Annotated in this window: 19 protein-coding genes; 6 read left to right on the top strand and 13 right to left on the bottom strand. The window is 45.2% G+C overall.

The window, feature by feature from the left end; translation table 11 throughout:
* Positions 1 to 624: 624 nt before the first annotated feature.
* The 4 genes from LZG72_RS20115 to LZG72_RS20130 form a co-directional block, all read right to left on the bottom strand.
* Entirely contained in the window at positions 625 to 1,629 is a 1,005-nt protein-coding gene (locus LZG72_RS20115) for a YhcG family protein (protein ID WP_233876458.1), read from the bottom strand.
* A gap of 516 nt (positions 1,630 to 2,145) precedes the next feature.
* Positions 2,146 to 3,513 carry a tRNA uridine-5-carboxymethylaminomethyl(34) synthesis GTPase MnmE gene (mnmE, locus tag LZG72_RS20120; protein WP_233876460.1) on the bottom strand — a complete coding sequence of 456 codons (1,368 nt, stop codon included), beginning with the start codon at positions 3,511 to 3,513 and terminating at the stop codon, positions 2,146 to 2,148.
* 113 nt (positions 3,514 to 3,626) lie between these two features.
* Positions 3,627 to 4,607 (bottom strand): c-type cytochrome, encoded by a 981-nt coding sequence (locus LZG72_RS20125; protein ID WP_233876462.1) that lies wholly within the window; start codon positions 4,605 to 4,607, stop codon positions 3,627 to 3,629.
* 71 nt (positions 4,608 to 4,678) lie between these two features.
* Positions 4,679 to 8,299 carry a choice-of-anchor Q domain-containing protein gene (locus LZG72_RS20130; RefSeq protein ID WP_233876464.1) on the bottom strand — a complete coding sequence of 1,207 codons (3,621 nt, stop codon included), beginning with the start codon at positions 8,297 to 8,299 and terminating at the stop codon, positions 4,679 to 4,681.
* 347 nt (positions 8,300 to 8,646) lie between these two features.
* Between LZG72_RS20130 and LZG72_RS20135 the strand changes: the two genes are divergently transcribed.
* From LZG72_RS20135 to LZG72_RS20155, 5 genes are all read left to right on the top strand, one after another.
* Positions 8,647 to 11,706 (top strand): two-component regulator propeller domain-containing protein, encoded by a 3,060-nt coding sequence (locus LZG72_RS20135; protein WP_233876466.1) that lies wholly within the window; start codon positions 8,647 to 8,649, stop codon positions 11,704 to 11,706.
* 62 nt (positions 11,707 to 11,768) lie between these two features.
* Positions 11,769 to 12,401 carry a response regulator transcription factor gene (locus LZG72_RS20140; protein ID WP_233876467.1) on the top strand — a complete coding sequence of 211 codons (633 nt, stop codon included), beginning with the start codon at positions 11,769 to 11,771 and terminating at the stop codon, positions 12,399 to 12,401.
* 277 nt (positions 12,402 to 12,678) lie between these two features.
* On the top strand, positions 12,679 to 15,675 hold the full coding sequence (locus LZG72_RS20145) for a TonB-dependent receptor (RefSeq protein WP_233876469.1): 2,997 nt from the start codon (positions 12,679 to 12,681) through the stop codon (positions 15,673 to 15,675).
* Positions 15,676 to 15,693: 18 nt separating this feature from the next.
* The gene (locus LZG72_RS20150) at positions 15,694 to 17,193 is read left to right on the top strand and encodes a RagB/SusD family nutrient uptake outer membrane protein (RefSeq protein ID WP_233876471.1); all 1,500 of its coding nucleotides are present in this window, start codon (positions 15,694 to 15,696) and stop codon (positions 17,191 to 17,193) included.
* A gap of 45 nt (positions 17,194 to 17,238) precedes the next feature.
* Complete coding sequence (locus tag LZG72_RS20155; protein WP_233876474.1) at positions 17,239 to 18,075, top strand: endonuclease/exonuclease/phosphatase family protein; 837 nt, start codon at positions 17,239 to 17,241, stop codon at positions 18,073 to 18,075.
* 30 nt (positions 18,076 to 18,105) lie between these two features.
* Here the strand turns inward: LZG72_RS20155 and LZG72_RS20160 are convergent, their stop codons facing one another.
* The 9 genes from LZG72_RS20160 to LZG72_RS20200 all read right to left on the bottom strand — a co-directional run bounded on the left by LZG72_RS20160 (position 18,106) and on the right by LZG72_RS20200 (position 24,482).
* Complete coding sequence (locus LZG72_RS20160; RefSeq protein WP_233876476.1) at positions 18,106 to 18,624, bottom strand: helix-turn-helix domain-containing protein; 519 nt, start codon at positions 18,622 to 18,624, stop codon at positions 18,106 to 18,108.
* A gap of 389 nt (positions 18,625 to 19,013) precedes the next feature.
* Positions 19,014 to 19,463: a hypothetical protein gene (locus LZG72_RS20165; protein ID WP_233876478.1), complete on the bottom strand. Its 450-nt coding sequence runs from the start codon at positions 19,461 to 19,463 to the stop codon at positions 19,014 to 19,016.
* A 113-nt stretch (positions 19,464 to 19,576) separates the two neighbouring features.
* The gene (locus LZG72_RS20170) at positions 19,577 to 19,969 is read right to left on the bottom strand and encodes a hypothetical protein (RefSeq protein ID WP_233876480.1); all 393 of its coding nucleotides are present in this window, start codon (positions 19,967 to 19,969) and stop codon (positions 19,577 to 19,579) included.
* Positions 19,970 to 20,029: 60 nt separating this feature from the next.
* Positions 20,030 to 20,806, bottom strand: coding sequence for a metallophosphoesterase (locus LZG72_RS20175; protein ID WP_233876482.1), 777 nt, complete (start codon positions 20,804 to 20,806; stop codon positions 20,030 to 20,032).
* 12 nt (positions 20,807 to 20,818) lie between these two features.
* Positions 20,819 to 21,883 (bottom strand): ACR3 family arsenite efflux transporter, encoded by a 1,065-nt coding sequence (gene arsB / locus LZG72_RS20180; RefSeq protein WP_233876484.1) that lies wholly within the window; start codon positions 21,881 to 21,883, stop codon positions 20,819 to 20,821.
* Complete coding sequence (gene arsN2, locus LZG72_RS20185; RefSeq protein WP_233876486.1) at positions 21,880 to 22,329, bottom strand: arsenic resistance N-acetyltransferase ArsN2; 450 nt, start codon at positions 22,327 to 22,329, stop codon at positions 21,880 to 21,882. The genes arsB and arsN2 overlap by 4 nt, the downstream gene beginning before the upstream one ends.
* A 16-nt stretch (positions 22,330 to 22,345) precedes the next feature.
* Entirely contained in the window at positions 22,346 to 22,909 is a 564-nt protein-coding gene (locus tag LZG72_RS20190) for a DUF6428 family protein (protein WP_233876488.1), read from the bottom strand.
* Between the two features lie 56 nt (positions 22,910 to 22,965).
* The gene (locus LZG72_RS20195) at positions 22,966 to 23,298 is read right to left on the bottom strand and encodes a helix-turn-helix transcriptional regulator (protein WP_233876490.1); all 333 of its coding nucleotides are present in this window, start codon (positions 23,296 to 23,298) and stop codon (positions 22,966 to 22,968) included.
* A gap of 98 nt (positions 23,299 to 23,396) precedes the next feature.
* Complete coding sequence (locus LZG72_RS20200; protein WP_233876492.1) at positions 23,397 to 24,482, bottom strand: imelysin family protein; 1,086 nt, start codon at positions 24,480 to 24,482, stop codon at positions 23,397 to 23,399.
* A gap of 87 nt (positions 24,483 to 24,569) precedes the next feature.
* Between LZG72_RS20200 and LZG72_RS20205 the strand changes: the two genes are divergently transcribed.
* Positions 24,570 to 25,190 carry a hypothetical protein gene (locus LZG72_RS20205; protein ID WP_233876494.1) on the top strand — a complete coding sequence of 207 codons (621 nt, stop codon included), beginning with the start codon at positions 24,570 to 24,572 and terminating at the stop codon, positions 25,188 to 25,190.
* The last annotated feature ends 167 nt before the right edge of the window (positions 25,191 to 25,357 follow it).

The raw sequence follows: 25,357 nt of genomic DNA on the forward strand, positions 1-25,357 counted from the left end.
TTGCACAGTCATATGCACGGTGTTTTCGTTTTCATTAGCTCGGGTGGAATTGTCCACATCGAGTTTTCAAAGTCGATTTCTGTCCAGCGAGCTTTTATCAGTTCACTTTTTGGTTTTGGCTATAAACAATATTCGTTTTAAAAAAGCTTAGGAAGTAGACAACTGGTTGGTATGAACCTTGGACGTGAGTCTGCTTTTATAGATCATAATGCGTGTTGAACAACAGATGGCATCGACTCGACACAGCATGATATTAAACTGTAAATATTTGGCTTACTGTCTTATGTTTATTTCCAATTTTGCAACGGCCGTTGCAAAATTGGAAATAGTTAACCCTTTTGCCATAAATGCCCTCGCATGCTGCTAAAATACGTTGTCGGAAATACTACATCAAAGATCCGAATATGCTGCTAAACTAATGTTGGGAACTCACCCCTCTGATACGTTTCTCCCATCTAGTTCAATGGTTATGTCCGAGCCGAATGTGTTTAAGTTGACATAACACCTGTTATACAACAAAATATTATTTGGTTTGGAGTCAGCACCAAGAAGCTGATAGCTGAAATAATTAACTGATTATGAACAATTTGAAACGGAAATAAGAAAAATGAGTCTATTATGCCGTTATTCTTCTTTCTGTAATTTTTCAATCTCCTTGTTCATCTCATCAATCAATTGTTTCTCACTCGGAAGATACAGTTTGTACTCACTGGCAATGATTGTTTTATTATTTTCAGGTAGTGAGATCTTAACCACTGCATTGTTCTTGTCTGCACAGAGAAGTATTCCGATAGTTGGGTTCTCAAAATCTCTCCTTTCATAACGGTCATAGTAGTTTACATACATTTGAAGCTGACCTATGTCCTGATGGCTAAGCTTTGTCGTTTTGATCTCGATGATCACAAAACACTGTAAAAGCCTGTTATAGAAAACCAGGTCGACGAAAAACTCATCTCCTTCAATATGAAGTCTTTTTTGCCTAGCGACGAAAGCAAAACCGTTGCCCAATTCCAATAGAAAGTCATGAAGATGAGTGATGATGGCTTGTTCTAAGTCCTTCTCGTAATAAGACGACTCCCTTTTCAGGCCCAAAAACTCTAGGTACATTGGATCTTTGATAATCTCTTTCGCGTCAGATGGGTTTTGTTCGCTGCGAGCAACAGCCAGAACACTTTCGCGGTCATTACTTAATAGCAGGCGCTCCCATAAACTACTGTTGATTTGCCTTTCAAGCTGACGAACCGTCCAATTGTTTTTGACTGTTTCCGCAATGTAAAAATCTCTTTTATCCTGTGAGTCCAATCTTATCAGCAACTTATATTGACTCCAACTCAATTGCGAATACAGTGTATTCGCAATTGGGAACTGACGATAAAACTGTCTAAAAAGCTCAATTTGTCGTTTAGAAAAGCCACTGCCAAATTCCGGTTCTAGTTGTTCAGCGATAAGTTGGGTAAGGTAAAGACCATATTCGGCCCTGTCCCTTCCCACTTGCTCCTCTTCGAATATTCGCTGCCCCACCTTCCAGTACATCAAGGTCCGCTCATGATCCACCGCGCGGATGGCAGTCTCCTTAGATGTTTGGATTATTGCCTTAATGTCGGATATTAGGACCTGCTCAATTACCATCTCGCTACTTTTTGTTACAAATGGGGCAAAGTAATAACATTTTCACAAATTCAGCTAACAGCATACAGCTGTCGCTACTCGTTTTACCCGTGATTGGGTCGATAATACCCTCAGGATAGGCTAACTCTTATTAATCATTATCACAACCACAACTATCTGTTGAGATGCATCAAGCCCGAAATAGCAAAATCTGGTCTGCGTAGTCCTCGCGGTGAACCGTTTACTGCATTCCTGACAGATCCGTACAGTTTCGATTATTGAGCTCATTTTGAAATTTTTTTAAAGTGTTTCAGCATGTTTCTCAACGTTTCAGTTTGTTTCATCATTTCCCCCCCTAAATCGTTAATTTTTGTACCTGTTTGTACCTCGGCTTAACAATACCATAAAAGGTACAAAAAGGTATAAACCACCAAGATATTATCGAAAAATATCAATAAAGCAAAAACCCCATCAGGATGATCCTGATGGGGTTTTAATTACGTTTGTTTATATATATTTATGGTTACTTACTACTTATTACTTGCCGATACAAAACTTACTAAAAATATTATCCAATAGATCATCCGTCACAATAGTCCCAGTTATCTCCCCCAAATGATGCAGCGATAACCTGATATCCTGCGCCAAAAAATCCCCCGTGACTCCAAGGGATAATCCATTAATAACTTCCGTCAGAGCGTCGTGGGTTTTTACTAAATGTTCATAATGCCGGGCACTGGTGACAACAGTATCACTCGCAGATTGGCCATGAACAAGCGCGACTAATTTTTCGGTTAAATGAGGCAAGCCTGATTGTGTTTGGGCTGAAATTGGGACAATGTCTTGGTCCAGCGTCAGCAACTTTTCAGTTTCAATCTGATTGATATCTATTTTATTCAGAACAAATAGAACCTCCTTATCACCAGTAAGGAGTTTCGCCAATGCTTTATTTTCCAATAACGTTTCTTCGCTGTCAAAAAGAAAAATCACAATATCTGCCTTTTCCATAGCAGCTTTGGAGCGCTCTATTCCAATGGACTCGACCAGATCAACTGTTTCGCGAATGCCAGCCGTATCAATAAATCTGAATTTGAGACCATTAAGCACAATGGTGTCTTCAATCACATCGCGAGTAGTACCTGCAATGCTGGTTACAATAGCTTTTTCTTCATTTAATAATGCATTCAAAAGTGTCGATTTACCAACATTCGGCGAGCCAATAATCGCTACCGGAACTCCTTCTTTGATCGCATTTCCAAAATCGAATGATTCAATCAGCGGTGCAATGGTTTCCAGTAATGCATTGATTAACCGGCGCAAATCTTCGCGTTCGGCGAATTCTACATCTTCTTCGCCGAAATCCAATTCCAGCTCAATTAATGATGCAAAGTGAATCAGTTCCGTTCTTAATGATGCCAGTTTTTTTGAAAAACCGCCTCTTAGTTGGTTCAATGCTGTTTTATGACTGGCTTGCGAATCTGCGGCGATCAGGTCGGCTACTGCCTCTGCCTGTACCAGGTCGAACTGCCCATTCAGAAAAGCTCTTTGCGTGAATTCTCCCGGCTTGGCGATTCTTGCACCTTTTGTGATCAGAAGTTTCAGTATTTGCCGGATAATGTAATCTGAGCCGTGACATGAAATTTCAACCGAGTCTTCTTTAGTAAAAGATTTTGGGGTTTTGAAAACGGTTACCAAAACTTCGTCGATAATCTCTTCCTTACCATATATCGTACCGAAATGTACGGTGTGGCTTTCCGCGGTTTCAAGATTTTTACCTTTAAAAATCGCATTGACCATGGCAATGCTGCCTAGTCCGGATACTCTTATGATGGCGATCGCGCCTACTCCCGAGGGAGTCGCCAGCGCACAGATAACTTCTTGCTGATGAATTGGAATGGTGTTCATACTACAAATATGCGACTAAATGTAGTACTGAACATGGAATCGGGCAATTTTGAAGTTCCTGCCTTCGCGGGGTTTTGGAGCACTTTATCTGTGCCCCTGTTTACCTGCATTTGTCAAAATGCTGCTGGAAGATGATCAAACCTTACCACCTTGTTCTCAATCGGTTTGATCGTACTCAAATAGTCAAAGATCGCAGCGAGATCTTGTTCTTTCATGCCTGAATACATGACCCACGGCATAGGCGTGTTCAGCTCGCCGGGTGCGACTTTGGATGAAACATAGCTGCTGTCGGTATAGGCTTTGAAATGTGCCACGAACGCTTCTTTCGTCCAGTTACCAATACCCGTTTCTTTGTGCATGGTGATATTAGCCGAGCGCACAACACCGTTCGGACTGCTGAATTCCATTCCTCCTCCAAACTCGGTTCCGGGAATGACGGCGCCTTTGTCCGTTTTGCTGTGACAATCTACACAACCGGTTGCCGTGATCAGATATTTGCCATAAGCCAGCTGATCCGTCTCGGAAGGCCTGCTCGTAAAGGACGCCTCCTGAGGCATTGTGTTAATAAGGATGTTGACCGGAAAATCGGGTTCCGATTGCGGAATACTGGTTTTCATCGGTGGCAACCCGCGAATGTAGGCGATCACCGAATAAATGTCCTCCTTGTCGAGCTGGCCGAAACGGTGATAACCCATCACAGGAAACAATGCTTTCCCGCTTTTATTGACACCAGTTGTGACAGCGCGAAAAATTTCTCCGTCCGTCCAACTGGCCAGCGCATAGGGTGTAATATTTGGTGCATAAAATTTCCCGGGAAAGCCCATTTCCTTCGTGAACTCCTCGCCGCCGCCACCCAGTGCCCCGGTAAGTGGACCTGCATATTGCGACCAGTCCCGCGTGCTGTGGCAGTCCATACATACAGTCACATGATTCGCCAGATATTCCCCACGCTCAATGCGGGCAGCAGTTCTCTCTATTTTAAGATCTGGCGCAGGGCCGGTATTAGGAAGTGCGGTTTTGACATAAATTATAGCTGCGGCAACCAGGACCAACAAGCCAGCGAGTATTTTGCCGGTAATTTTTAATGCTTTCATTTTAATGTAAAGGGTTCGTATTTATAGCTTAACTGTACTTATATGGATGCAGAATTGTCCGCGATTTGTCCTTATTCTTTTAATACTTTCAAGACCGTATTTCCGCTTGTTTTCAAGAAGAATATACCTGTTGGTAACGCTGATATATCTACTTTTTGGGACGCGGACGATTTCCTGACCGTCTTCAAGATCCTGCCATTGGAATCAATAATCTCGGCAGATGCGGCATCGCTCTTTTTCCAATCGACCCAAAGTTCATTTTTGGCAGGAACCGGGTAAGCGACCATTTGATTTATATCGGATAGCCTTACTGTGATGATTCTGCTATACGCAGTTTTTCCGTCCAGTTCATTGATTTTGAGGCGATAATAAGCCAGGTCGCCGCTATGCGTAAGTGTGTCGGTGAAATGGTAGTCCGTGCTTGCAAGGGAGTTAGCGTATGTCTGACCGATTTTGGTAAACGTTTTACCATTCGCACTGTATTCCACTTCGTACACATCAATGCCTTCCTGTTCCGCTACTTTCCAGTCGAGCTTTATTTTTTGATCATCCGTCTGCTTTCCTTCGAAACTAACCAGGCGAACGGGTAATGGGTTCTGAGTAACTGTTCCTGCGAAAAAGCCGCTGAAACCTTCGACGGAAAATGAAACTTCCCACCGGCTTAGCGCTGCATTCCATTGAATATCCTGGTCGTCGGGGTCAATGACAGTTCTCGAACTTCCGTAGGATGCAGGGCTTCCGGTTCCACCAGAACTCGGTCCGTGAAACTGATAAATCCTGAGATTGGCCTTCCTTCCGCTTTCCCCGTCGGGTTGTCCAGTTGGTAAATATTCGGAGTCAGTCAGTAGTTTCGAATTCAGTGCATCAAATTCTGCCTGGGTAAAATAGAGCACTACACGGCCAGTCGCAGATGGAGCATTCTCGTCCGGGGCAATGTCATAATGCCTTTGCAGATATACCGCGCCGGCATATGAATTCACCTGCGCATCAACCCACACTTTGGCAGTAACCATGCCGCTCAAATTGGTCGGTACCAGCGTCAGTAGGTCTGAGTCACACACATCAGCTTCCGCCGTGAATGTGTGCGCAGCATTGTCTTCAAAGGTGTAAGAACTTGCTTTTGCATTTCCAGCCAGCGCCGTCGCTTCCGGTGATCGCACGCTTTGGAATTCGAACGCGCCTATATCTATCCGACTATTAATAATCCTGCTGTTACTCACTATATCTGTCACCGGAACAGCATGCCAGGGCGGAAAAAATTGAGTACCTCCCGCATCAATTGCCCTGCTGCACTCAGTCAATGCAAAGTTGCCGGCATTTATATCCACAAACTGAGGGTCCAAATCCATGTTTCCACCTTCATCGTCAAAATCATCGAACTGCCAGCTCACACTTCCCCCACTTCCGGCAATGATATTATTGCCTAAATGAGCCTCAGATGATCCATCGGAATACAGATTAGCATGGGGAGAGTCTTCATTGTCCCGCAATATGTTATTGGTAATAATACTGCTTCCAATCAAGAAAAGGCCGCTGCCAGTCGAAGAGATACCCGCTCCGCCTGGCCCGGTTGCCGACTGATTTTGTAGCACATTCGTATTATTGATCACCAAAACGTCCGGGTAAGCGATCATAATACCGGCGCCAGATCCCTTATTATAATTGTGGTAAATAACCGAATTGGTGATCGACTCGCTGCTTTCGTATGCCGTAAATCCTGCACCTTTATTACCCAGGTTATTTCTGATCACCAGGTTTTCAAAAATCCCGCTTCCCGAATGAGCCAAAATGCCCGAGCCGTACTCAGTGGGAACTATTGTTTCGTCAATGAGGAGCGTTTCGCCCGGAATTGAAGACGTATTATTCCCCCCTTCGATCGTGAAACCATTCAATTCATTGCTGCCGAAACCATAAACCACGTGGTGCGCGTTTTCACTGAATTCATTTTTGATCCCGTTATTGTACAGGTCAGTGAAATTGAAATTGTCATTTCCATTGAAATCGCCACTCAAAATACTGGCATTTTCTGTAAGGCCAAGATCGCGATCGGCCAGTTCTGTTTCATCCCCTTTAAATCCGCCGTATATACTGGCGCTAGGAACCAGCAGGAAAGAATTGTACGGGCTCTTCGGATCCGCATTCGAGAAATTATCAGGGCGGTATAATGGATGATACGTTCCACCCGCAACCCATATTTCGTAAATGCGGTCATTGAGATTAGCTGCAAAAAGTGCGTCAGCCAGCTCGGGCGCGGCATTTTCCCAGCTGGATCCATCTTTTGTGCCACTGCCGCCCTTTTTTACAAACAATATTTCGTCGTCGTTCGGGGTGAGGTTGGAAGATAAAATTCCGAATACACTTTCCGCAGCGCCAATATCTACCGTGCCATTCATGATCCGCGGCGTTCCCCTTTGATCCGTTGTAAACCCTGAAAGATCTGGCGTCTGGCCTGGCTGAAAAAACACATTGTTGCCTTTGTTGATGCAAGGACTGCCGGGGTGCAATCCAAAAGTAGTACTTGCGAAACGATGCATGACAGGGTCTGCGTCGATATTTCCACCCAGATCCTGCCCGAAACCGCTATTCCACGAGCCGCTTCCGCCACTTCCCAAAACAAGGCAATTGGCGAATGAAGGGGTGCCACCATCCACGACCTCTACCTGAATTCCTATGGAGCTATCGTTTCTGAAGATAATGGTGTTACGGATCCTGGGAGAACCGCCCGAAACATACACGCCACCGCCAAACTCCCCATTGTTATAATAAATGGTAACATTGGTGAATACATCGGAAGAATTGGACAGTAAGACGCTGCCAGTTCCGTCCGCACGATTGTCATGAAAGATCGAATTGGTTAAAACGACATTGGATTGAGAAGTATAGATCGCACTGCCATTATTTCCTGCACGGTTGTTGGCAATCTCAATATTGCTTATTGATGAAGACGAGTTACTCAGGAAGATCCCGGCACCATTTACCGCAGCGTTGTATCTGATCTGGAGATTGGTCAACAATGGAGACGAATTAACAACCAAAATTCCGCCGCCTGCATTTCGTGGAATGGTCATGCCCTCTACGGAAGCATCAGACGTGGCGCCCGCATTTCCGTTCGTGATCATAAATCCATCCAGGCTGGCACCGCCCACTTCACCGGCCGACGTGACTACATGGTATCGCAGGTTGTCTCCTTCGAGAATGGTAAAACGATTTTCATCCTCTTCGGGAGTTTTAAATTCTTTACTGTAAACTGTCGTTAGTTTGCGTTCGGCAAGGGAATTCTCAACCCCTTTGAAGCCGCCAAACAGCTTGACATCGGGTACTAACCTGAATGTATAGTCGTTTGGATCTTCCCCTTCTTCATTTATATAATCGAAGTCGTATCCAGGGCGATAGACACCATTAGCGACCCAGATTTGCTGAACTCCGCTATTTTCGTGGGCATATTTAAGCGCTTCCGCTAAGCTGTTGAATGCATTTCCCCAACTACTGCCATCAAACGACCCTTCCGTCCTGCTTCCATTCACAAACAAAATAGGGGGAACTGCTGCTGCGGCTGATTTTCTTTCGGCAGACCTTTGTGCCTTTGAAGCATCACCCTGCCGGACTGCGCCGTAAAGCAGCGGTTGAACCGCCGCTAGCAGGCAGATCATGAAGGAAAGCCGACTGAGGGAGGAAATGTAGCGTTTCTTCATTCGGTAAAAAAATATAACGTTGAGTAAATCTGATTATCTGAAAAGCAGCCTATTCTGGAAGTAGCCAGAGCAGGTGCCTGACTTATATTGATGCTTGGTTTTGTGGTGACAAAAGAAGACAATGTCGCCACAAGGCACAATAGCAAATTCTTGCTATATGCCGCTTTTATTTTTGATTAAAAACCCGTTTTAAATGTCTTATTAACAGAAAGTGCATAAGTTCTTTTCTTGTTACCATCATTCGGCGTATATCCTTGAATTTCTTAATAATTGCTGACCGTCGTCCCTGTGTGCAACAAAAGCTTCCCAGGGTTAGAATTTTTAGGCTGTCCGTAAAATTTCATTATTTGGTATTACTTCTTTTTGTATTCCAAAACATTATCAATCCCTGCATAGCCCAGGCACCGGAAACGCGCATTAACATTCAGCTGCTGGGACCTGAGCAGGGATTACCCAGCAGAAATACCCGCAGCCTGGCGCAGGATGGGCGGGGTTTCATGTGGGTGGGTACCGGGCAGGATCTTTGGCGCTATGACGGTTACACATTCCAGAATTTCACTGGTATGCTCACCCGCTCCATTGGCGGCAGCACGTTGATCAACCAAATGCGGACAGACCCGGTCGGAAACATTTGGCTGGCGCACAACAATGGCGTCAGCATCGTGGATCCTGTTAATCTCACTTGCATTACTGTCGATCCTTCGCGATCCGTCAAAGGGGTGGATTCAAAACAAAATCTGGATATATTTTTTGACAAAAATCACAACGCATGGGTAGCGATTTCAGCGGGCAGGCTAGTGAAGATCGACAAAAATCTTGTTCCCGCTGCTGTTTATACGCCGCCGGCCAGCCCGCAGCATACCCTCTCAGCAGAAAGTCAGGTTTCCAGGCTTTTTTCTGATGGTAAGCGCAATGTGTATGCATACACGGGCGGTAATTATCTGGATGTGATCAGTGAAAAGGCAAACTTTGTCCGGCGGATCAATTTGCTGGGAACGGAGCATTCTGGCTGGCATTTACAGGTTGCCAGCGTTGTGCAATCCGGCACGGACGAGATAACCGTTTACTATCAGCAATCCGGAAGCAAACAGGGCCGGATGCGCAAATACTTCTTTGCAAAACAAACGTTCGGCTCCGTCATGGACGCCGACGCGCCGATCATTCCGGATCTTATTTACCACGATTCAAAAGCGCATGTATGGTATAACTCCAAAAAGGAAGTTGGCTTTCTAAACAAAAAAACGGGTGAGTTCACCGCATTAACCACCCGGCTGCGGCAAAAATCGGGCGCCAGTATCTTTTTCTTTGCAACGTTCCTCAGCACTGATGACAGTTTCTGGATATCATGCGTCGATGGTCTTTTCAAGATCACGCTTACCGAGGAGGTTTTCAGAAAATACCTGAGTGTGCCTTTGGAAAAACCCGGCGACATTGGCAGCAGCATCCGCGGCATTACAGAGGATAGCACCGGGAAAATCTGGGTTTGCTCTTATGGCTTTCACGCTGATAGCATGGTTTACATGTTCCATCAGATCGACCCGGTCAAAGCAAAGGCCCGCCACATGATCCTGCACCGTCCGAAGACCATCCCGGGTGATCATGTGATCCCTTATAAAGTGCTGTTTGCAAAAGACCAGGTTTATGCCGTCACGGACGGCACCCAATTCATTAAGATCAAGCCTGAGACTGAGGAGTACTATCCGGTGGAGTTTCCTTTTGTCAGTGGCCGCGGTTTCACTTCCTTTTACAAGCTGAGTGATCACTCTTTCTGGATGGGAACCTGGGGCGGGATGGCCATGATCGATACCCGGGACCTGAAACCGGTTTTGTTCAATGACAAAGCAGGCAGATATATCAAAAATGAACGTGTAAACCACTTCACGCCCTGGACGGATAACCGGACTTTGGTCAGCACCACCAATGGCTTGTATATCCTGAACCAGGATGCGACCATTCATGAACATTACGGGCAGGCTTCCACAGACAAGATCAAGCTGCCCGCATTGCAGATATTTCACAGTGTGTGGTATAACAATGCATTGTGGGCCGGATCGACTCAGGGATTGATCCGCATTGATACTACTCTGAAAAAAGCACGGCTATTTACCACCGAGGACGGACTGCCCGACAACAACATTTATGCTTCCCTGCCCGATGAACGTGGGAACCTTTGGCTGAGCACCAATAAAGGCCTGTCCCGCTTCAACACCTATACTCAAAAGTTTTACAACTACGGCATTTCAGACGGGCTGCCGCATACCGAATTTAACCACGGTTCCTATCTCAAATCAAAAGACGGCACCCTTTATTTTGGCGGCCTGAACGGCATTGTTGCCTTTGATCCGGCACGGCTGGATACCAGCGCACAAAAAGACCGCGGATTGCAGCTGATATCCTATTCCAAATTCAATGCAAGTCAAAACAAAACGGATACGGTCACAAACCATCCGTCGGGCAGCCAGATCATTTTCAGCCCGGGCGACCGCCTTTTTGCTTTTTCATTTATGAGCCCGGATTATCATAACACTGCGCTCAACCGGTTCCGCTATCGACTGGACGGATGGGACGATGATGGCTGGCATATGTTCGAAAATGGGAATAAGCTGCTTTTGAACAGTCTGCCGCCCGGCACTTACAATCTACGGGTGCAGGTTTCCGTGGCAGGCGCTGATTGGGGTGTGCAGGAATGGCAGACACCCGTGAAAGTGGTTGCGCCTTGGTATAAATCCCCCTGGTTTTTTGTCCTCAGCACGCTGGCTATCGGTTTTTTAATCTACCTTTTTTACCGCTACCGGCTCGGGCAGGTGTTGCAGATCCAGCGCATACGAAATGACATCAGCGCCGATATGCACGACGAAATCGGGAGCACGCTGAGCAGTATCACGTTTTACAGCCAGGCGCTGCTGATGCAAATGGATAAAGCCGAACATCAGCAGGTTGTTCAAAAAATTAAAGAAAATGCCCAGCAGGTGCAAGAGGGCCTCAGCGACATTGTATGGAGTGTAAAAGCAGGAAGCGATGAGATACAAGATGTGCTAGCCCGCATGTTCCACTTCGGGAGCGGACTGGCCGAGTCCAAAGGCATTACATTCCATTTTGAAACAGACAAGCAGCTTGAAAGGATAAAACTGGATATGCAAACGCGCAAAAACTTTTACCTGATATTTAAAGAGGCCATCAATAATGCCGCCAAATACGCCGGGTGCACTACGCTGCATGTCAACATCAACTACGAGAATGGCCGTGTCATAATGGTTATTAAAGACAACGGCAAAGGCTTTAATCCCGCAAATGCCAGACAAGGAAACGGCCTGGCCAATATGCATCAGCGTGCGACCCAGATGAAGGGCAAGCTCACGATCCAATCCCGGGAAATGAGCGGTACGGAAGTCTCATTAGCCTTTTAGCCGACTTTGTATGGTGAGTATTTGCTATCTAATACCAGCTTTTAAGTCACTAATTTTGCGGAATGACATCAAGGATCATCATTTTCGACGATAATCAGGAAAGGCTCAACAGCGTGGCAATGCTGCTGAACCTTTCCGCAGACTTTACATGCACGGGTACCTTTCACAACGCCACCAACCTGGTGGCAGACATTACCAGCTCCAAACCCGACCTTGTACTCATGGACATCGACATGCCCGGTTTGGACGGCATCGAAGCAACCAGGCTTGTGCGCAAGCATTTTGACGCTTTGCCCGTGCTGATCCAGACCAACTTTGAAGAAGATGAGCGCATCTTCGGCAGCCTGAGGGCTGGCGCGAACGGGTATCTGCTAAAAAAAACAAGTCCGGAACGGTTTCTGGAAAGTTTAAGAGAGGCGCTCGAAGGCGGCGCTCCCATGACGGGCAGTATCGCTGCCAGGGTTTTGCGGCATTTCTCTGCCGAAACGCAGGTAAAAAAAGACTATCACCTCACCGAGCGCGAAAAACAGATCCTCGGCTTTTTGGTAAAAGGTTACAGCTATAAACTGATCGCGGCCGAATGCGGTATTTCATACAATACCGTAAATAACCATATCCGGAATATCTACGACAAACTCTACGTGAACAGTGCCACCGAAGCGGTGAGCCTCGCAATCAGACAAAGACTGGTGTAGAGCAATCGCATTACAACTCGCAAAGCCACCCAATACCTATATCACAGTATCGGATCCCACCGGCTAATTCAGCGGCTTTGTCTCTTACTCTCAAGTTAACGATTTCTTTGCATTAAGGAAATATTGCTCCGCCCGGGATAATCTACTTTTGCGCTCAGAACCTGGACATGTTTCCTCCGGTCACAACCGGTCTTGCCCCGTACCTAAAACCAGAATAGTCGGAGGATTATTGACAGGCATCAATCATTGTCAATGACAACTAATCATTATTATTAATATGGAAATCAATTCTATTCTTAGAGTTTTACTGGTCTGGTGGCTTTGTTTGTTTTTGACAGACCACGATGCCAAAGCACAGGCGCGAATTGTCCGCGGTAAAGTAACGGATGGCAGAGATAATACTCCCCTGCCAGGAGTGACGGTTCGGGAGCAAGGTGGATCATCGGGTTCTTTAACGGATGTTGATGGAGGATATTCTATTCCTGTAGCGGGAGAAAATGCCGTTTTGGTATTTTCTTTTGTGGGTATGAATAAGAAGGAAGAGCCTGTCGGGAGCAGAACAACTATTGATGTAGCTCTTACAGCGGACGACAGGTCCCTGGACGAACTCGTGGTCATAGGTTACGGGGTAGTAAAGAAAAGAGACTTAACCGGTTCGGTATCATCTGTAAAGGGCTCGGATTTAACTGCTTACACTGTTCCTGACCCGATTATGGGATTGCAGGGCCGTACACCAGGCGTACAGATTTCGCAAAACACCGGAGCTCCTGATGGGGATTTTTCTGTTCGTATCCGGGGCATCAATTCGATTAAGGGCAACAATGCGCCGCTGTATGTTGTGGACGGTATCCCGTTTAGTAATTACACGGTAAATACGTATGACATAGAATCCATTGAAATATTAAAAGATGCTTCTGCCACAGCAATTTATGGATCAAGAGGAGCAAATGGGGTCGTTATCATTACCACCAAAAGAGGCAAGTCCGGTAAAACGAATATTTCCTACAATTTCGATTACGGAATCCAGTCTCAGCTCAAAAAGCTTGATCTGATGAATGCCCAGGAATGGGGGAATTTTTATAATGAATACCTGGTAAATTCAAATACCCTGGACCAACCTGCATTCACCGATGCGCAAATAGCCGCCATGGGCAAAGGGACCGACTGGCAAGACCTGATGCTTAATAACGCGCCTATCAGCAATCACAACCTTACATTTTCCGGGGGCGTTGATAAAATAAAATATCATATCAGCGGCTCTGCGATGATGCGGGACGGACTGATTTCCAACAGTGCCTTCAATAAGTACAACGTTCGTTCAACTCTGGATTTCAATCCGAATAAATACCTGGATATGGCCGTGCAACTCGGATACTCGAAGGTAGACAGAATGAATCAGTCCGATAACGGCGGCGTGGGTGGTTCCTCGATGATCGCAGCCATTTATTCGGCCTCTCCGGCATTCACTCCGTATGATGAAAAAGGGGGTTATAAGGATCTGCGTTCCTGGTATTCCTGGTCTTCTCATGAGTTGAAAAACCCTCTGATCATGGCCAATGAGTCCAAGTACAGAACCAATTCCAACATCAGCAATTTAAACACATCTCTTAATTTCAAGCCATTCAACGGGCTTTCCATCAAGAGTTCGGTCGGAATTGAGAATTCAGATAGCAGATATGACGCATATACGACGTCCAGATTTATCTACCAAAACAACAGTGCATCGGTCAATCATTCGCGTTATACCAACTTTACCAATGAGAACATTATTAACTATAACCTTGATTTCAACAAGATTCATAGTTTTAATTTTATGGTAGGGCAAACTTACCAGCAATCTGTAAGTCAGAGCCTTGCCGCGTCCGGTAATACTTTTCTGTCGGACCTGCCCGCAACCAATGACCTGGCAACCGCGGCAATTATCAATACGCCATCCACTTCTTATTCCAAATGGGCATTAATGTCGTATCTGGGAAGGGTAAATTATTCTTACAAAGGCAAATACCTGGCTACGGCCAGCGTGAGAACCGATGGTTCCAGCCGATATTCACCGGGACAGCAATGGGGTTATTTCCCTTCGGCGGCCTTGGCGTGGAGGGTATCTGAAGAATCGTTTATGACTTCGGTGCAGAAACTCTCAGACCTGAAAATACGTGCCAGCTTTGGTAAAACGGGTTCAACTGCCATTGACCCCTATTCTACCCAAAACCTTCTTTTCGCTGGAAAAGCAGCTACCGGGAATGGAAATTTTACTTACTACGCCCCGGGCTCTACTTACCCAGGTGCTTTGAAATGGGAGACAACCACGCAATTTGACCTGGGTTTTGACCTGGCCATGTTTAATAACAGACTAAACATCACCGGGGACTACTATTACAAGTACACCACCGACCTGTTGAGTACGGTATTTCTGCCATCATCCTCCGGTTTCATCTCCTCGACCCAAAACATCGGACGTATGGACAACACCGGTGTGGAACTGGCGATCGAAGGAGTAGTGATCGACAAACCGGATTTTCAGTTTACTTCTTCCTTCAATATTTCGCATAATAAAAACAAGGTAGTTAAGCTCGCCGAAGGAGATGATATCCTTGGTACTACCTATTCCAATTATGGGTCCGGGTCTATTACCATTATCCGGGAGGGAGAACCGTTAGGTGCATTTTACCTGTATAAGGATGCAGGATTAAACGAAACCGGACAGCTATCTTACGAAGATGTTAACGGTGATGGCCTGTACACGGATAAAGATGACCGCTACCTGGCAGGTTCGCCGTATCCAGATTTTATCTATGGGTTAACCCTTGATTTTAGGTACAAAAACTGGGCATTGAACGCCTTATTGCAGGGCAGCCAGGGGAACAAGGTGTTCAACCTCAGCGAAATGCGCAATTACAGTTACTCACAAGGAATGAATGTTGCGCGCAAGGTTTATTACGAAAGCTGGAGAGAAGGACAAGATAATTCCAATGCGAATTACCCTAAAATCGAAAGAGCGGGTACGCTTCGATATTCCGATCGGTTTCTGGAAAACGGATCCTATCTGCGCCTGAAAAATATCAGCTTGGCCTACCATATACCCATTCCGCAGAGCCTTACCTGGATAAGAAGTGCCAGTGTATTCGTGAGCGCCCAAAACTACCTGACATTTACAAAATACACGGGATTGGATCCGGAGGTCAGCTCCAAAGGTGGCGATATAAACGGAGCCATAGATCATTTTACGTATCCCAACAGTAAAACATTCTCTTTCGGAGCCAAAATTCAATTTTGATTTAACCATTATAACAATATGAAAAGTAACGTTTTCAAAATTTTAGTACTTGCCGCATTAGCCACCACTTTTACAGCATGCGAAGATCCTCTGAATGAGACTGACTTCACGTATCTGCTGGCCAGTTCTACCTTTTACAATACGCCGCAGGAAGCAAATGCAGCAGTATTAGCTCCATTGGATATCATGAGAGGAGCTTATAATGCCAATTGGTATGCTACATTAGAGATCAACACCGAGTACTGTTATCCAAAAGGCGTTTACTCCGGGTATAATTATACGGGTGTGATCAATGCCACGCATGACACCCGCATTACCACCAACTGGACTTCCATTTACAGGGCCATCGCTTTCTGCAACACAGCAATTGGCCGGCTTCCGGAGGCCAGTGGAATGACCGAAGCAGAAATTGTCCTTTACTTAGGTGAATTACGCTTTTTAAGAGCATTAAACTATTTCAATATTGTACGGCATTGGGGTAGTGTGCCATTAAGAACAGAAGCTAATTTAGGTGAATGGGATTTAGGAAAATCCTCCGCCAGTGAGATTTATTCATTCATTATCGAGGATTTAAAGTACGCGGTGGCCAATACTCCGACTACTCCCCGTATGATTGGAACGCCAGGTAAAAATGCAGCCAAAGCACTGCTTGCCGAAGTCTACATGTACACCGAGGATTATGCACAGGCAAAAGCGTTGGCAGGAGAGGTAATTGCCAGCAAATCCTACTCACTGGTGAACGTAGCCTCCCCGGGAGATTTTGACAAAGTGTTCGGTTATGATCTGGTTACGTCCACAGAGGAGGTTTTTTACATCAAGACATCACGTACCGACAATAAAACCTGGGATTACATATCCTTTACGGCCCATCCGCAATATGAAATGCAACCAGGCAAAAAAATGCTCAACGGTTTCGGCTATTTCACGCATTATACCGATTTGAGAAATAAGGTAATTTCTACCTGGGACCAAAAAGATCTCCGCTATAACCGCAATGTTGGATTTTATGTGTTCGGTGCGGATGCTTATGGGAAATTCACTTGCTTACTTACAAAATACTGGGACCCCATTTCCTCAGGCGGGGGCGCTAATGTATCCATCCCTTTGATACGCTATACAGATGTTTTACTCACCTATGCGGAGGCAACTGCAAGAGTCGCCGGTGGCCCGACGCAGGAATCAATTGAAACGATCAATACGATTCGCCGGCGGGCATATGGATATGCGCCCGGTCAGCCGAACCCAGCCCTGGATTACAGTTTGACTGATTACAATACGACAGATAAATTTGTTGACTTATTGATCAAGGAAGAAAGATATGAGCGGATCAATGAAGGTAAACACTGGGATTTTATTGTTCGTCTGAAAAAAGAGAAAGAACTGGTGGGACAATTTAAAAACGTGAACGGAAACGTTACTGAAATTACCCAGAAGCATTATCTATGGAAAATTCCGGATTCGGAGTTTAACTATAACAAAAGTCTGGATCAGGCAAAAGATCAGAATCCGGGTTACTAACCCAGTCAATTCAGGAGTAAAAATATCTTTCAATTCATATTTAACATGAAAAAATTATTCATCGTCCTTGGCTTGTTATCCTGTTCTTATTTGGCAGAAGCTCAGACAACAAATACGTTTCCTTTGAAACTCAGAGTCGCATCTTTTAATGTGGGTCACTTCAATCAGGGATTGGCAGGCGGTTTCCGTTTTATGGGACAGCCTGGCGGAGCTCAAAAAAAAGAAATAACCGGCATGGCCAAAAGACAAGTGTCTGCCTGGAGACAATGGTTAAGTGAACAAAGTCTGGATATCATCGGTGTTCAGGAATGGAATAAACACTTTGATGTGGACAGTTCTTTTAATGCCCAGGAAGAACTTTTAAAGCCTTTTTATAACAACGTTTATTTCGGTAACGAACATAAATGGATCTACAACGGCATTGCAACCAACTACAAGCTCACCAATCTCCGGTTCAAATACACCCACGGAGATTACTATGCTCTAATTGGAGATTTGAAAGTTGGCAATAAAACCATTACCGTTATATCCACACATATTCCCTGGCAAAAAGACTGGCATGTGCCAGCCTTGAACGCATTTATTGAGGATTTGAAGCAATACGAATATTTTATATGCTTTGGAGATATGAATTCATCCGATGCGGAACAAATGCATTTCAGGGAGGCCGGCTTCAATATGGCTAATGGCGGTCATCAGGGTTGGTTTGGTACGGCAAGTGGTACACTTATCTCGGAAGGCAGACAGGGACAAGCCGATAAAAATATCGACAATATCGTGACGAGTAAAAACATAAAAATCATGAATGTTTCTGCTCCGCGGACAGGTATAAATGACTTTGACCATCTACCGGTCATTGCAGATATCATCATTACTGATTGAGCAACAATCAAAGAGATCCTGCCTATATCGTTATTTATGACCCAATATTCTAGCTGCCAATGGATAATGGTATGATTTACCAGTTATTACTCTGATAGTATTTATTAAGATGACTATGATTGTGAATAAAGCAATCAGTTGAGGCAGTCCTGGGAAAAACAGGCAGGGAAGTAAAATCGCGAGCATACTTAATTGAAAATTAATAACATCTGCGCCATGGTGCTTGATATCCAAATCATGCTCTTTTTCGAAAAACCAGATGAGGAAAGATGGCAAAAAGAATATTGCGCCTAAATGCAGCCATATTAACATCGCCTTGTGCCTTTTGGGGGTTTCCTGCTCACTTTCCAGAAGGTTTAGATCAAACAATTCTGCTGCCTCTATGTTCAAAACTGACGCAATGATTTTAAGTGTATAGCTTCGGGGTATCACTTCACCATTTTCGATTCGTTGAATGGTTCTCAGATTGACCTTTGCTTTCAGAGCTAGTTCTTGTTGAGTCATACCCAATCTGGTCCTGATCTCCTTAATTTTTTGTCCGGTTTGCATAGTTGTTGTTCTTTCATGCAAGTTAAGCCCAATCAAGTCTTTATCCCTTGAATGTGACGCGGCATTTATACGGCAATTTAATGGCATTGCTTTGAAGGCACTGAGTAAAGTGCATTTGACTTAGGTTATTTCACCAATTTCACCTAACTGTCGGCTATCCCCATTTTAGGTAGCTCAGATCGTCACACAGGAGGGACGTTTCCTGAGAGTCAGTAATTCAAGAAACTGGAAAATCGGCTATTTTAGCTTGATAAAAGTCAGCGTATTAGCCTCATAAGAAAGATTTAAAACATGTTTTTTAAGCCAGTATGTTTTTACATAGGGCATACCTTGAATAAATATACGGCCGCAAGCGATCTCACCAATCTTTGATTCTAATCCAGCAACAATCATTTTCTTTTATAACCAAGCGTCGGAAATGCATCTCCGAAACTTTGTAATTCGATATTCTTGTCCTGCAATTTTGTGATGCAGTATTTTAAAGTCTTTTTATTATTGAGATAGATAAAAAGCTCATCGGTATTCTTAATTTCCCATCTTCCATTCCATTTTGCGGTCATATCGGAAATTCTCACCTTGTTTTCAGTTACTATCATATCTTTAAAAAAGAAATTTTCAGTCTCTTCTATTCCGTTGCTCGCCACCCCTACTGTATCGTAGGCAACATCATACTCCCAGCTTCCTATAAGCAATTTATTGTATTCAGTTTTTATGTTTTGCCCTCTGGAAAACGTAGTAACAAACATTAGTAAAATCAAACCTAAAAGGTCAGTTTTCATAAAATGGCTGCTTTTTTTCATTCTCACTACATTATCATTATATTCTTGCTTTCTTCTCATTTTCATACCCATCTAACTGGGAAAGCTGTTCCTTATTAATGCGGTTCAGATCGTCGACTGATGGGACGTTTTGTGAGCGTGTTGGTGCAACCATACAGCCTACGGATGTCTTGCTATTGCTTTTCGAGAACTTTGAACTTCTGGATATCCAGAAAATAATATTCTTGTCCCGCGACCGGAGCTTGCCGATCCTCTAAGTACGGATAATAGGTGCCTGTGAATACAATAGATAAATTGTCTTTTTTCAGCGTATCTAACTTGTCGCAGATAAAGCCTACATCCTGTGAATCATAAGTGCCTGGTATTGTGACATATACCGCAAACCTCTGTTCGATTGAATCATAATAGATAGTGCCTTTCTGGTTCTTCGCTCTTTTCACAACATCACCGCTAAAACAAGTTTCGTTTATTTCTATGTCAGGCAATACATCTTGTTGGCCATCGATGCAGCCAATAACCCCCAAAAGAAGAAAATTAAAGAGAAAAAGCAGATTTACACGTCTCATTGTTAAGGTCCGTTCAGTTCACCACAGGACAAGTATTTAGTATAAAAAGTTGTAACCATACTATTTTGCCAACCGTAATGATTCTGCATAGGCGTTGGGAAGGATGCTGTCTTCAACCGCTTTGGCCGCTTTTTCAACATCATAGTGAAAGCGTATAAATTCTGTCGTAATACTTTCTTTGCTTGAAATTGATGCATCCGCATTAATATGAAGGATCACATAGCCGCCTCTTGGGTCACCATCCTTTGGTTTACCTACCGATCCAATATTGATCGCGTGACGGAAATGATCTGTGCCGTCTGCCTCGACTAAGTTAAGAATTCTGTGATAAGGTTTGTGGGTATGCCCAAAAAGCATCACATCTGCACCGGCCTGCTCCATGATCCGCAGCATGCTTTTTTCGTCGCGATCTTCAAAAAGATATTCGTTGATCCGGCGGGGGCTGCCGTGCACCAGAAGCACCGAAAGTGGCCTGTCATTCAACTGGAAGTCCAAACGAATGTGTGCCGGCAGTGTACGCAGGTAGGCCCGCTGCTCGTCTTTGATGATTTCATTGGTAAAGGCAATCGATACTTTACCATTCTCTTTTTCATCGTCCGTTTTATAGGCACATCCACAATCATCGCTGCTCCTCCCAATCCCAAAATCGTAATTGCCGGCAATGGTAGGGATTCCCCGCTTTCTGATCTGGTATATAACTTCATTAGGCCAGATGTTGTAACCGACCAGATCTCCCAAACAATAAATAGCGTCGGTATCTCTGGTTTCAACATCTTTGAAAAACGCTTCTAACGCCGGTAGGTTGGCGTGAATGTCTGAAAAAAAGGCAATTCTCATTTAAAAAAGTAGTTAATTGGAAAACTTGTGCTGTTGTTTCAATGCGAAATTGACCATCAGGATCAAGACCGGCACTTCGATCAGCGGTCCGATCACGGCCGCGAATGCCGCCCCCGAATCAATCCCGAATACTGCGATGGCGACCGCGATCCCGAGCTCAAAATTGTTACCTGCGGCAGTGAAGGCCAGGGAAGTCGATTTGGCATAATCTGCGCCTGCACGCTTGGACAAATAGAAAGCAGAAAAAAACATGATTGCAAAATAGATCGTCAACGGCATTGCAATGCGCAGGACGTCAAAGGGGATAGTTACAATCAGCTGACCTTTCAAACTGAACATGACCACAATCGTAAACAGCAAGGCAATTAAAGTGATCGGGCTAATGGCCGGAAGGAATTTATGCTCGTACCAGTCTTTACTAAAAAGCCTGCTTAATACGACCCTGGAAATGATTCCTGCCAAAAATGGGATACCCAGATAGATAAAAACGCTTTGAGCGACCTGGCCAATCGTAATATTTTCCACAAGGTGGCCCTGCTCAAAACCTTTCAGTCCGAAAAGCGGCGGCAAAACCGTAACAAACACGTAGGCATACACCGAATAAAACAAGACCTGAAAAATACTGTTGAAAGCAACAAGTCCTGCCGCGTACAGGCGGTCGCCATTCGCCAGGTCATTCCAGACGATGACCATCGCAATGCAGCGGGCTATGCCGATCATAATGAGACCGGTCATATATTCCGGCTTATCCGGCAAAAAGATCATAGCCAGGCCAAACATCAGCAGCGGCCCGATAACCCAGTTTTGAAGCAGGGAAAGCCCCAGGATCTTAGTGTTGTTAAACACTTTCGGAAGCTCAGCATAACGCACCTTCGCCAGGGGCGGGTACATCATCAGTACCAGGCCAATAGCCAGTGGAACGTTAACGGCCGCCGCTGCGGTTGACCCAGAATTAAACTGATTGATAAAGTCAGGCGTCCCGGGTAAAAAATAGCCTATTGACACACCGATCAGCATGGCCAGAAAGATCCACAAGGTCAGATAGCGGTCTAAGAAAGAAAGACGTGGGTTATTCATGCAGTTTGATGCTTTGAATTTCTTTTCATGACGACAGCCGATGAAGGGCAAAGGCCGCTAAACTGCCGGGTTTGCTGAATTGCTTCCGGAACTTGCAGACGGTCCACAGCCGTGAAGCCATACCGGTCGAAGTAATGATCTGCCGTGGTTGTGATCAGATAAACCGCCTGCAATCCCTGCTCGTCAGCACCAGCCAGAAGCTGCTCAACCATCCGGCCGGCAATACCTTTACCCTGATGATTGGGGTCAACGGCCACCGAACGCAGCAAGCCAAGGGATCCGAACAGTTCAAGACCGGCGACTCCAACAAGGGTTTGCTCTTCTTTCGTTAAAAGAAAATTGGGCAGGCCCTCCGGCAAATCTTCGGTAAGAAGGTCAGCTTCTTTGAGTAGGCTCATCACCAACTCCTTTTCTTCCGGCCTGGCATTTTCAATTTGTAGTGTCATCGTGTTTGTTGTTTGCTTAACAGCATCCGGAGCCGGGCTCGCAGCTGGCTCCCTCCGAGGTAACTAATTCCAGTTCTTGTTTAACAGGTACAGGCGCGCAGCATGAAGCTGTCGTGCCACAGCTTTGGTTGCGGGTGAGCGCCTTGCATTGTGTGAAGTCCGGAACAAGATTAACCGTGAATGCTTCACCATCGGCAAGAAACTCACCAGGGTACATCTGGCGTGTATCGAACTTTGAATTGCCAAATTCGATCTTAACCGTCGCATTTGGGTTTAAAGGCAGGGTTTTTTCAACCAGGTTCACGATTTTTAGCGCCTTGCCTACTTTCATCGAGCGGTCTACCTCTTTCACCGAAGGCTCCCAGAGTTGGACAATTACTTCTGTCCAGCTGTTCATTTGCCCGCCGCAATCCACAGATACGATCGGAGCTTGCTTGATTTCGGTGATGTGGTAAGAACTATCGACGAATTTGCCTTCTTCGTATTGAAATTGAAGGTGTAAATCAGGATTTTGTTCGAGGGTGTTTTTGAAATCACCCCAGGTTATCGGGCCGCGGGCGGCTGGACTCGGTTGGCTCATGGATTCTATTGGTTAAATGTAATATTACGATTAATATTCTCAAAAAAATACCCTGCCTAATTGCAGCAGGATGTAGTAAGTTCAAAAGTCTCTAGCAGGGCTCCAAAGGTTTTTTGTGCTTCCTCCCACACGACGGGGTTAATGCAATAGCAAACGCGGGGCGGGTTGATTTCACCCTGAATGATCCCGATCCGTTTCAGCTCTTTCAAGTGTTGTGAAACTGTGGCTTGGGCAAGTTCAAGCTCATCGACCAGGTCTCCACATACACAGGACTTCCTGGCAACCAGTAGTTGCAGGATCGCAACCCTGGCCGGGTGCGAGAACGCCTTGGCCAGATCCGCAATCCGGTTTTGCTGCTCGGTGAATATTTCCGTTTTCGTAACTCCCATGCTGCAAATATAACGTGTAATTTATTAATTGCAATATTACGATAAATGTTTTTGCGCCTGTGAGACTCCCTTTGTCAACCTGCCCGGACCAACTAAAACTAGTCCTGGAAATAAAGCCCGGCAACAACCTCATTTTCAATTAATTTTTGCAGCTTTTCCAGTGATTCGTACACTTGTCCCAATTGCTTCGGATTGTTTAGGATTTCTTGTTCCAGGGGAATTGTGATAAGGTCGAGCCTCTGGGAAATGTCGGCAAACTGCGCTTCGATCGCTGCGCTCAATGCAGTATCGCCCGACCTGGCACCGGCCTCGTCCAGAAGCCAGTACAGTGCTGGTGATCCAACGCCAAGGGTTCTTTTTCCGGAGAAAATCTGTTGTACGCTTTGCAATTCAGCTCGGATTAATGTTGCGGACTCGCCACTGTATTTGGATTCCACGAGATCCGGGCGGGCAGCAGCTTGATTTATTCCCAAAGGCGTGCCAAGCTTATCCTCTTTGATTTTGGAGATAGTGGTGATCATATTATCGGTCAGCACGCCAATCGACGAATTTCGCCCAGCCCCGCTGGATGCTGTAAACTGATTGAGGTAACCGCCACCCGAAATGCTCCATTGATACAAAAGCTGATCGCTCTGCCGCTTCAAATCCAGACAAAGTGCGTGCAGAAAAGCCCCTCGGCGCGAACCCACCGCACTAAACGCTGAAATGACCGGCTCAGCATTTCCATTGTTTGTGCCGTATATCAGATATTCGATCGCCGCCAAACCTGTGGATGTTTCAGGAAGTGATTGCATGTAAGTTTTGTCAAATCGAGGGACATTTGACAAAATAATAGCATCGATGGCCGCTGCATTTGCCCGGGCATACAGATCAGAAGAGGCGGTGTCAGCGCCAAGTTTCCCTTGCAAAAAGATTGCGGACATTTTCCAGGCAACAGCCGCATTAAGCCACTCCCTTCTCAGCCTGAGCAGTTTTTGTGTGTTAGTAGAATCGTGTTGATATGAAATCGCAAACTCATTAAGCGCATTCACTGAATTTTGAAGGTCAAGAAAGCTGCGCATGATGGCGGAATTGCCGATGCCCTGTAACGCCAGTTCCCGATCGGAAACCGAAATAGGCTCCGGCTGTTTTTCTTTGCAGGATGACAGCAAAAGCACAAAGAGAAAACTTAGAAAATATTTCATTCCGTTCTAAGATATAACTTACTTTTTATTTCAGCTTTTCGTTGTAACGTTAAGTAAATCAATGGTCACATTTAAAACCGTACGGTGATGACTAAAATTGCCCGCGTCATTGTGTTTTTTATTTTATCCGTAACAATCTGGAACTGCAAAAAGAAAAATCCTGAGCCGGAAGTCAATAATCCTGGGGAATGGCAATTCGGAGAGATCGACGACCGTTCGGGACCAGGCTATTCGTGGCGTCTGACAGTTGAAGATCAGACAAATGCAAACGGATACATTGATATGGCGTCAAACCGGCTATTCTATTTAGACCCAGGTGATCAATTTGCCCGGGAAGTAACGCTGACTGTGACCAAATGGGGAGAGTCGCAGGTGAACCCGTCTTTCAGGATTTACGGGCGTTTTCAGCAATGCCTTTTAATGTCGGCGCCCACCTTATCATCCGGCGGGTTTACAGGATCTGGTTTATTCGAACGGACGGGAATTTCGGGCAGCGCGCAATATGCAGGGACAATCTGGACGCCGGCCCTGGCTAAAAGTCCCGTCAACAGCAAAGCAACGTTCAAGTTCAAAGTATATACAGATAGTATAGACTCCCTCTGCACCGAAGGATTTATACAAGCAGATATGACTTTCCCTGCGCTTATCACCAGTGAAGGGAGCTATGGCGACGGGGATTATTTGTATTTTATTAAAAAGAAAAGCTAGCCAAGTCACCTAGCTGTTCTAAGAACATCGCATCAGATTTCATCAAGAAAAATATTCTGCCTGCCACGATTACGGTATGTAATAGCGCGATCACTGCAAAATAGAGACACATTTCTGTTCATTTTGGATGAATGTCGCATTACCTACCAAGACAATGTACATTCACG

It is taken from the genome of Dyadobacter sp. CY323 (assembly GCF_021390245.1).
Lineage (GTDB): Bacteria > Bacteroidota > Bacteroidia > Cytophagales > Spirosomataceae > Dyadobacter.